The sequence below is a fragment of the Curtobacterium sp. MCLR17_034 genome (assembly GCF_003234485.1).
Taxonomy (GTDB): Bacteria; Actinomycetota; Actinomycetes; order Actinomycetales; family Microbacteriaceae; genus Curtobacterium; species Curtobacterium flaccumfaciens.
This window is the reverse complement of sequence record NZ_QKTH01000028.1, coordinates 19,991-28,907: the sequence shown is the minus strand read 5'-3', so window position 1 is coordinate 28,907 and position 8,917 is coordinate 19,991. Positions and strand designations below refer to the sequence as shown.

8 protein-coding genes are annotated in these 8,917 nt (G+C 72.0%); 1 reads left to right on the top strand and 7 read right to left on the bottom strand.

All coding sequences use genetic code 11. The features are described 5' to 3' along the window. Positions 1-232: 232 nt before the first annotated feature. Genes dnaG through dusB form a run of 3 tightly spaced genes read right to left on the bottom strand, consistent with a single transcriptional unit; the run spans position 233 to position 4,657 of the window. A complete protein-coding gene (gene dnaG, locus DEI98_RS17880; protein WP_111101511.1) occupies positions 233-2,152 on the bottom strand; it encodes a DNA primase in 1,920 nt (639 codons plus the stop codon). A 40-nt stretch (positions 2,153-2,192) separates the two neighbouring features. Continuing rightward, positions 2,193-3,488, bottom strand: a complete 1,296-nt coding sequence (locus DEI98_RS17875) for a deoxyguanosinetriphosphate triphosphohydrolase (protein ID WP_110864660.1) — start codon at positions 3,486-3,488, stop codon at positions 2,193-2,195. After that, complete coding sequence (gene dusB, locus DEI98_RS17870) at positions 3,485-4,657, bottom strand: tRNA dihydrouridine synthase DusB (protein WP_111101510.1); 1,173 nt, start codon at positions 4,655-4,657, stop codon at positions 3,485-3,487. The genes DEI98_RS17875 and dusB overlap by 4 nt, the downstream gene beginning before the upstream one ends. 47 nt (positions 4,658-4,704) lie before the next feature. Here dusB and DEI98_RS17865 point away from each other — a divergent pair, with 47 nt between their 5' ends. Beyond that, the gene (locus DEI98_RS17865) at positions 4,705-5,190 is read left to right on the top strand and encodes an aminoacyl-tRNA deacylase (RefSeq protein WP_111033357.1); all 486 of its coding nucleotides are present in this window, start codon (positions 4,705-4,707) and stop codon (positions 5,188-5,190) included. 8 nt (positions 5,191-5,198) lie between these two features. Here DEI98_RS17865 and DEI98_RS17860 read toward each other — a convergent pair whose 3' ends face one another. The 4 genes from DEI98_RS17860 to DEI98_RS17845 all read right to left on the bottom strand — a co-directional run bounded on the left by DEI98_RS17860 (position 5,199) and on the right by DEI98_RS17845 (position 8,885). After that, the gene (locus tag DEI98_RS17860) at positions 5,199-5,471 is read right to left on the bottom strand and encodes a hypothetical protein (RefSeq protein WP_146243554.1); all 273 of its coding nucleotides are present in this window, start codon (positions 5,469-5,471) and stop codon (positions 5,199-5,201) included. Between the two features lie 5 nt (positions 5,472-5,476). After that, entirely contained in the window at positions 5,477-6,211 is a 735-nt protein-coding gene (locus DEI98_RS17855; protein WP_111023153.1) for a DsbA family protein, read from the bottom strand. A gap of 125 nt (positions 6,212-6,336) precedes the next feature. Further along, positions 6,337-7,722, bottom strand: a complete 1,386-nt coding sequence (locus DEI98_RS17850; RefSeq protein WP_110864656.1) for a glycine--tRNA ligase — start codon at positions 7,720-7,722, stop codon at positions 6,337-6,339. A gap of 107 nt (positions 7,723-7,829) precedes the next feature. After that, complete coding sequence (locus DEI98_RS17845; RefSeq protein ID WP_111101508.1) at positions 7,830-8,885, bottom strand: aminotransferase class V-fold PLP-dependent enzyme; 1,056 nt, start codon at positions 8,883-8,885, stop codon at positions 7,830-7,832. Positions 8,886-8,917: the final 32 nt, after the last annotated feature.

Genomic DNA, 8,917 nt, shown 5'->3' with positions numbered 1-8,917 from the left:
CCGCCCGCCCCACCCCGAGCGGTCATGTCCCGTCGGCCGAACCCCGGCCAACCGACGATCTGCGACCACTCGACGCCCTACACGCGGCACGTCCTGACCACTCACGGACCGCCGAGGTCGCACGAACTGCCGCTCGCAGCCCCGCCGCGCGACAGTTCGTGCGACCTCGGCGGCACCCATGCGGCGCGTCGTGCGACCTCGCGCACGCCCGGCACCAGCCGCGCGAAGGGCCCTAGGACGCCTCGGCGTCGGCGCGCAACCGCATCCGCTGCCCGTCGATGTCGACGAGCTGCCGCTGGATCTCGGCGCGACGCTCGACCTGCTCGTGCGGGTCGGCGCGCTGCAGCTGCCCGAGCAACGAGGCCTTGCGGGCGAGCAGGTCGCGCTCGACCAGGGCCACGACGATGCTCCGGCAGTAGGCCGCCAGGTCCTCCGCGTTGCGCGCGGGGATGGGTGCGAGGGCGAGTTCGTGCGTCAGGGTGCGGAGGGGCGCCGGCACGTCGGCGAGCAGCCGGTCGAGCCAGTCCCCCGCGCCGATGACGTCGACGTTGGCGACCACGGCGTCCCGCACCGCGGCGAGCATCGGCGTCGAGAACGTGGCCGACGCGGCGAGCCCGAGCATCGGTGCGCCAACGGACGTGGGCTGCTGCACCATCGCCATCACGGCGTCGCGCTCCATGCGGCTGATCGGGTCGTTCGGCAGCGAGCGGATGCCGGCGACGGGCTCGTCGGGGGTGTCGGCCCCGTCGGTGCCGTTCCCGTTGCGGCCGTCGCGCCCGGCGCCTGCGGACCGGTCGTCCTGCCCGGCGGAGCCCGCACGGCGTCGGGCGGTCTCGACCGACCGACGGACCTCGGGGATCTCCATGCCGAGCCAGCCGGCGAGTTCGCGGACGTAGCCCTGTGTCAGCGAGCGGTCGCGGATGCCAGCGAGCACGGGGGCGGCCGCACGCAGGGCACCGACGCGCCCCTCGACGGTCTCGAGGTCGTGGCCGTCCAGGGTTCGGCGGATCATGAACTCGAACATCGGGCGCTTGTTCGTGACCAGGCGTCGGATGGCGTCGTCACCGCGGGCGAGCCGGAGGTCGCACGGGTCGAGCCCGCCGGGTGCCACGGCGACGTAGGTCTGCGCCGCGAACCGCTGTTCTTCCGCGAAGGCACGCGAGGCGGCGCGCTGCCCGGCCTCGTCGGGGTCGAACGTGAACACGACCTCACCGTTGGCGTTCGGGTCGGCACCGGCCAGGTCACCGAGCATCGGGCGCAGCACCTTGATGTGGTCGACGCCGAACGACGTGCCGCAGGTGGCGACCGCGGTCGTGACGCCCGCGACGTGGCACGCCATCACGTCGGTGTAGCCCTCGACGATGACGACCTGCTTCTGCTTCGAGATGTCGCGGCGTGCCAGGTCGAGACCGTAGAGCACCTGGCTCTTGTGGTAGATCGGGGTCTCGGGCGTGTTGAGGTACTTGGGGCCCTTGTCGTCCTCGAGCAGGCGGCGCGCCCCGAACCCGATGGTGGCCCCGGTGACGTCGCGGATCGGCCACATCAGGCGCCCGCGGAACCGGTCGTACGGCGAGCGGTCCCCCTGGCTGACGAGGCCGGCGGATACGAGCTCTTCCATCGTGAAGCCGCGCCCGCGCAGGTGGTCCTTGAGCATGTCGTAGGACTTCGGCGCGAACCCGACGCCGAAGTGCTGGGCGGCCGAGGGGTCGAACCCGCGCTCCCCCAGGAACCGGCGGGCGGGGTCGGCGGCGGCCGTGGTGAGCTGCCCCGTGAAGTACTCGAGCGCGGCTTCGTTCGCCGCGATCAGCCGGGCACGGGTGTTGTAGTCGGTGCGCGGCCCGTCGCCCTCTTCGTAGTGCAGGGTGAAGCCGATCTTCGCGGCCATGCGCTCGACGGCCTCGGCGAAGGTGGTGTGGTCCTGCGCCATGATGAAGCTGAAGACGTCGCCGTCCTCGCCGCAGCCGAAGCAGTGGTAGCGGCCGACCTGGGGCCGGACGTGGAACGACGGGGAGCGCTCGTCGTGGAAGGGGCACAGGCCCTTCATCGACCCGACGCCCGCGTGCTTCAGCGTGACGTAGTCGCCCACGACGTCGGCGATGTTGACACGCGAGCGGACCTCGTCGATGTCGTTCCGCGCGATCCTGCCAGCCACCCCTCGATCCTAGTTCGTGGGACCGACGTCGGCGGACCGGTCAGACGGCGATGTGGACCGGGTCACGGTCACCCACCACCAGACGTCGGTGCCAGGCGAGTGCGCCCTGGTCGGTCAGGCTCGCGACCTGGTCGACGACGGCGCGCAGTCGGCCGGCGTCGTCGTCCGCGGCGTGCCAGTCGGCGGCGAAGCCCGGCTCGAGGTCGGACGCACCGGTCGCCGCCAGCGCGTCGAGCAGTTCGGTGAGCACGCGACGCTGGTCCTCGTACACGGGCTGACGGTCGCCCTGGGTCATCACGAAGGCCGCGACGATGCCCTTGAGCACCGCGATCTCGCCGATGATCTCGGGCGGGGTGACGACCGACGCGGCGAACCGCACGAGCGATCCCGAGGCGTAGGACTCGCGGGTGGCCGTCGTGGCGGTGCGCGCGAAGCGTCCGATCAGCTGCGACGTCAGGTTCTTGAGGCGTGCGGCGTCACGGCGGGAGCCGTCGTACGCGGTCATCCAGAGCGGCAGCGCACGCAGGCGGTCGAACGCCTCGAGCAGCTCGTCGCGGCTCAGGTCGTCGCCGACCCAGGCGTGCATGGCGGTCACGATGTCGTTCTCACCGACGCGGTCACCCAGGGCCGCGACGTCGATGAACCCGGCGACGACGGCGTCCTCGAAGTCGTGCACCGAGTACGCGATGTCGTCGGCGAGGTCCATCACCTGCGCCTCGATGCACCGCTGGCGACGCGGGGCGCCGGCACGGAGCCACTCGAAGGCGTCGTGGTCGTCGTCGTAGAAGCCGAACTTGGTGCGCCCGGACGACGACTCCGACACCCCCTGCGCAGCGGGCCACGGGTACTTGCAGCTGGCGTCCAACGACGCACGGGTCAGGTTGAGCCCGAACGGACGGTCGACGTCGGCGCCGGGCCGGACGCCGTAGACCTTCGGCTCGAGCCGCGTCAGCAGCCGGAGCGTCTGCGCGTTGCCCTCGAAGCCACCGATGCCGGTTGCCCAGGCGTTCACCGCGGTCTCGCCGTTGTGCCCGAACGGCGGGTGGCCGATGTCGTGCGCCAGGCACGCCGTGTCGACCACGTCGGGGTCGAGTCCGAGCGAGTCGGCGAGTTCGCGGCCGACCTGCGCGACCTCGAGCGAGTGCGTCAGCCGGTTGCGGGCGAAGTCGAGGCCCGCGGTCGGGCTGAGCACCTGGGTCTTGGCGGCCAGACGCCGGAGCGCACTGGAGTGCAGCAGTCGGGCGCGGTCACGGGCGAAGTCCGAGCGGCGGTTGCCGTGCTCTTCGGGGAGCCAGCGCTCCGCGTCCGCCGGGCCGTACGAGGCGGTGGCGCTCATCCGCCGCTGTGGTGCAGCTCGGCGGCGGCCAGGACCTTGCGGAACTCGGAGTCGACGTCGCGGCTCTCGAGCCAGCGGTCGGGCAGGGCGGTGCGCTTCGGGTGCCCGGCACGACCGCGCGGCCCCTCGGCGTCGGCACCCGGGTAGGGCGCGTCGTGGTCGAGCTGGCCGAGGAAGTAGTCGATCTCCTGCAGGCTCGACGCCATCGCCAGGCCGGCCCGGACGTCGCTGCCGATCGGGTACCCCTTGAAGTACCAGGCCACGTGCTTGCGGATGTCGCGGCAGGCGTGCTCTTCGTCGCCGAAGAACTCGACGAGCAGCTCGGCGTGCCGGCGGAACCCGTCGGCGACCTCGCCCAGGGACGGCATGTACCGCAGCCCCTCGCCGCGGAACGCCGCAGCCAGGTCACCGAACAACCACGGGCGGCCGAGGCAGCCACGCCCGACGACCACGCCGTCGGCGCCGGTCTCATCGATCATCCGGAGCGCGTCGGCGGCCGACCAGATGTCGCCGTTGCCGAGGATCGGGATGTCGGTGACGGTCTCCTTCAGCGTGGCGATCGCCGACCAGTCGGCGTGCCCGGAGTAGTGCTCGTTCGCGGTGCGGGCGTGCAGCGAGACCGCGGCGACCCCGGCGTCGCGCGCGATGCGTGCGGCGTCGAGGTAGGTCAGGTGGTCCTCGTCGATGCCCTTGCGCATCTTCACCGTGACGGGGACGTCGCCCGCGGCGCGCACGGTCTTGGTGACGAGTTCGCGGAACAGGTCGAGCTTCCAGGGCAGGGCCGCGCCGCCGCCCTTGCGGGTGACCTTGGGCACCGGGCACCCGAAGTTCAGGTCGATGTGGTCGGCGCGGTCCTCGCCCACCAGGATCGACGCCGCCTCGGCCACGGTGTTCGGCTCGACGCCGTACAGCTGGATCGACCGCGGGGTCTCGGACTCGTGGTGCTGGATGAGCTGCATCGAGACGGGGGTCCGTTCGACCAGCGCACGCGAGGTGATCATCTCGCACACGTAGAGCCCGGCGCCGTACTCGCGGCAGAGCCGGCGGTAGGCCATGTTCGTGATGCCCGCCATCGGCGCGAGCACGACCGGCACGTCGACCTCGATGGGGCCGATGCGCAGGGGCTTCGCCGGACGGGTCGCCGTCCCGGGTGCGTCAGTGATCGTCATACGTCTCCCATTCTCCCACGTCGGTGCGCGCCGGTAGCGTTCTCCACATGACGACCGACGCCAGCTCCCGGTTCGACGCCGACGCCCAGGCCCGTGGCCTGCCGGTCGAGGTGGTCGAGCGCCCCGCCGCGGACTCCCTGCACGAGGCCGCCGGACTGCTCGGCATCGAGCCCGGCGACATCGTCAAGACCCTGGTGGTGAAGCGCCACGACGGCGGGTTCCTGCTCGCACTGGTGCCCGGCGGCCGCAGCATCGCCTGGAAGAAGCTCCGCACGGTCGTCGGCGTCAACAAGCTCTCGATGCCCGACGCCGCCACCGCGCTCGGGGCATCCGGCTACGAGCGCGGCACCATCACGCCGATCGGCGCCACGGGCGACCTGCCGGTGTACGCCGACGAGCGCATCGTCGGCCGCCGGGTCGCCCTGGGCGCCGGCCGGCACGGTGCGAGCGCCTTCGTCGACGCCGACGCGCTCGTCGCCGCCTACGGCGCGACCGTCGCCGACATCACCGACGAGGAACCGCAGCGCGACTGACGCAGCCGTCAGTCCGGCACCTCGGACCAGTCGCCCTCGGCCCCGGCGAACGAGCCGGCGTCGATCAGGCAGGCGTCGCCCTCGCAGACCGGCGCACCGCCGGGCGTGACGAGCGTCAGCAACGCGGGACGGGCCTCCAGACCGGGAACGCCGGAAACGCCGGGAACGCCGGAAGCGGCGGAGAAGCCGCGGACGCCCGGCAGCCCCGTGAGCGCGTCCGGTACGGACGGCACCGACGTCACGGCCTGGAGGCGCACCGCGCCCTGGTCGCTGATGGTCATGTCCGTCATCGGGTCACCGCCACGTCGGCGCTCGCGTCGTCCGCAGCGCGCTCGGCCGCCGAGGCGACCTCCTCCGGCGTGGTCTCGCGGAGCGCGACCACCTGGCGGAGCACCTGCTCGAACGCCGTGGGGTCCTGGGCGCCGGAGACGCCGTACTTGCCGTCGATCACGAAGAACGGCACGCCGTTGATCCCGTACGCCTGCGCCTGTGCCTGGTCGGCGCGGACTGCAGCGAGCTGGGCGTCGTCGCGCAGGGTGCTGAGGACCTCGTCGCGGTCGAGGCCGATCTCCGCCGCCAGGTCGGCGAGCGAGGACTCCTGTCCGACGTGCTCGCCGCGCTCGAAGTAGGCGGTGAACAGACGCTCGACCATCTCGAGCTGCTTGCCGTGCTGCTTGGCGAGGTGGATGACCTGGTGGGCCTTCACCGTGTTGGTGTGGTGCATCGCCTCGAAGTCGTACTCGAGGCCGACGCCAGCGGCGATGGCCGTGACCTGGTCGAGCATCTGCTGCGCCTGGTCGACGGGCATGCCCTTGTGGCCCGAGAGGAACTCGGCCTCGGTCCCCTCGAAGTCGACGGGGGTGTCCGGGCTCAGCTCGAAGGAGTGGTACTCGACCTCGACGGGACGGCCCTCGCTCGAGGCGCCGAACGCGGCGACGCCGGCCTCGAACTTGCGCTTGCCGATGTAGCACCAGGGGCAGGCGATGTCCGACCAGACATCGACCTTCACGGAGTCGTTCATGCTGACCCCAACGCGCTCGTGCGGCGCGCATTCCCGCAGAACCAGGTTCCGGACACCGCACCGTGGATCTTCGTGGTGCTGTGTCCGGAACCTGGTTCCGACGCGCCGCGACGCCCGCGGATCCCCTACGCGCCGAGCAACCGCTGCGCCAGGTACCCCTGCAGCTGGTCGAGCGAGACGCGCTCCTGGCCCATGGTGTCGCGCTCGCGCACCGTGACGGCCTTGTCCTCGAGCGTGTCGAAGTCGACCGTGATGCAGAACGGCGTGCCGATCTCGTCGTGGCGACGGTAGCGACGTCCGATGGCACCGGCGTCGTCGAAGTCCACGTTCCAGTTCTTGCGCAGGTCGTCGGCCAGGCCGCGGGCGACGGGCGAGAGCTGCTCGTTGCGCGACAGCGGCAGGACGGCGGCCTTCACCGGGGCCAGGCGCGGGTCGAGGCGCAGGACGGTGCGCTTGTCGACGCCGCCCTTCGCGTTCGGGGCCTCGTCCTCGTGGTACGAGTCGAGCAGGAACGCCATGAGTGCACGGGTCAGACCGAACGACGGCTCGATGACGTACGGCACGTACTTCTCGTTGGCGGCCTGGTCGAAGAACCGGAGGTCCTGGCCGGACGCCTCGATGTGGTTGTTCAGGTCGAAGTCGGTGCGGTTCGCGACGCCCATCAGCTCGCCCCACTCCGAGCCGGTGAAGCCGAAGCGGTACTCGATGTCGGCGGTGGCGTCGGAGTAGTGCGCCCGCTCGCCGTCCGGGACGTCGAATCGACGGAGGTTCTCGGGGTCGATGCCGAGGTCGGTGTAGAACGCGACCGAGTCGGCGATCCACTGCTCGTAGTGCTCCTGGGCCGAGGCCGGCGGGACGAAGTACTCGATCTCCATCTGCTCGAACTCGCGCGTGCGGAAGATGAAGTTGCCGGGCGTGATCTCGTTGCGGAACGCCTTGCCGACCTGCCCGATGCCGAACGGAGGCTTCATGCGGCTCGTCGTGACGACCTGCGCGAAGTCGACGAAGATGCCCTGCGCGGTCTCGGGGCGCAGGAAGTTCAGGCCCTCTTCCGACTCGACCGGGCCGAGGTAGGTCTTGAGCATCCCGGAGAACTCGCGGGGCTCGGTCCACTCGCCGCGGGTGCCGCAGTTCGGGCAGGCGATCTCGGCCATGCGGCCCTCGGGGTCGCGGCCCTTCTTGGCGACGAACGCCTCGATCAGGTGGTCCTCGCGGAACCGGTGGTGGCAGTGCAGGCACTCCACCAGCGGGTCGGTGAAGGTCGCGACGTGGCCGGAGGCCTCCCACACCTTGCGGGGCAGGATCACCGCGGAGTCGAGGCCGACCATGTCCCCGCGGCCGCGGACGAACCGCTGCCACCACTGGCGCTTGATGTTCTCCTTGAGCTCCACACCGAGGGGCCCGTAGTCCCATGCGGAGCGGGAGCCTCCGTAGATCTCACCCGACTGGAAGACGAAGCCGCGGCGCTTGGCCAGGGCGATGACGCTGTCGAGACGGGAGGGCTGTGCCAAAGGGTGCTCCAGAGGTCGCCGAGCTGGGTGCTCGGTGCGGAAACGGTCCGGGCAAGACTACCGGCGATCCCGGCCCGGGAGGCCCGCCCCGGGTCCGCCCTCCCCGCTCACCTGCCCGACGTGGTCGGCCCCACCCCGCCCAGCGCGGCCACGACGTCGGTCACGTCGGACTCGTCGTTCCACAGGTGGAACGCGATGCGCAGCCGCCCGGCACGCCCCGAGGCGGTGAGCCCCGCGGCGGTGAGGGCCCGGAGGGCCGACCCGTCGGCGTCCGCGAACGTCACGATCGCCTGCCCGTCGCCCTGCCGAGGCGACCCGAGGGCGTCGCACAGCCGATCCGCGAGACCGGTGGCGTGCCTCCAGACCGCCTGCTGGTCGAGCGCGACCGCGTGCTCGAGCGCGGCCACGGCACCGGGCCACGCCTGCCAGGCCGGCGAGACGTCGAAGCGACGCGCGTCGTCGGCCAGGTGCATGGCGGGGCCGTAGCAGGAGGACCACACGTCCGCTCCCGCGTACCAACCGGCCTGCACCGGGCGGAGTCGGCCGAGGGCGGTGTCGGAGAGCGTCATGAAGGCGACGCCGCGCGGCGCGCAGAGCCACTTGTAGGTGTGCGTGAGCGTCACGTCGAACGGTGTGGCGTCGACGGGCAGGACACCGGCGGCCTGCGTGAGGTCGCAGAGGGTCAGGGCTCCGACACGTCGGGCGGCGGCCACGACCGGGTCGGGGTCGGTGACCACGCCGGTGGCGGACTGCACCGCGGACCACGCGACGAGGGCGGTGTCGGGCCCGACCGAGGCGTCGAGCCGGTCCAGCGGGACGCTCCGGACCCGGACGCCGCGGTGTGCCTGGGCGAGGAACGGGAAGACGACCGAGCTGAAGTCCCCGTCGGGGACGACCACCTCGGCGCCGTCCGGCAGCGCGTCGGCGACGACCGCGGCCATCACCGAGGTCTGCGAGCCCGTCGCGACGCGCTCCGCCGGGACGCCGACCAGCGCGGCGAAGAGCGCACGCCCCTGCTCGACCAGCGCGCCGTACCGGGCGGGCGACGTCTCGGCCCGGGACCACGCGTCGAGGTCGGCGCGCTGGGCAGCGAGGGTACCGCGGGTCGGCAGGCCCGCGGTGCACGCCGCCAGGTAGCCGCGGCCGGCGGGGAAGGAGTCCATGCGGACAGCGTCCCGGTTCCCGACCCATCACA

Excerpts from the sequence above, each read along its gene's own strand:
- DEI98_RS17845 (WP_111101508.1), bottom strand. The coding sequence starts at position 8,885 with ATGGACTCCTTCCCCGCCGGCCGCGGCTACCTGGCGGCGTGCACCGCG.
- dusB (WP_111101510.1), bottom strand. The coding sequence starts at position 4,657 with ATGACGATCACTGACGCACCCGGGACGGCGACCCGTCCGGCGAAGCCC.
- DEI98_RS17855 (WP_111023153.1), bottom strand. The coding sequence starts at position 6,211 with ATGAACGACTCCGTGAAGGTCGATGTCTGGTCGGACATCGCCTGCCCC.
- DEI98_RS17860 (WP_146243554.1), bottom strand. The coding sequence starts at position 5,471 with ATGACCATCAGCGACCAGGGCGCGGTGCGCCTCCAGGCCGTGACGTCG.
- DEI98_RS17875 (WP_110864660.1), bottom strand. The coding sequence starts at position 3,488 with ATGAGCGCCACCGCCTCGTACGGCCCGGCGGACGCGGAGCGCTGGCTC.
- DEI98_RS17865 (WP_111033357.1), top strand. The coding sequence starts at position 4,705 with ATGACGACCGACGCCAGCTCCCGGTTCGACGCCGACGCCCAGGCCCGT.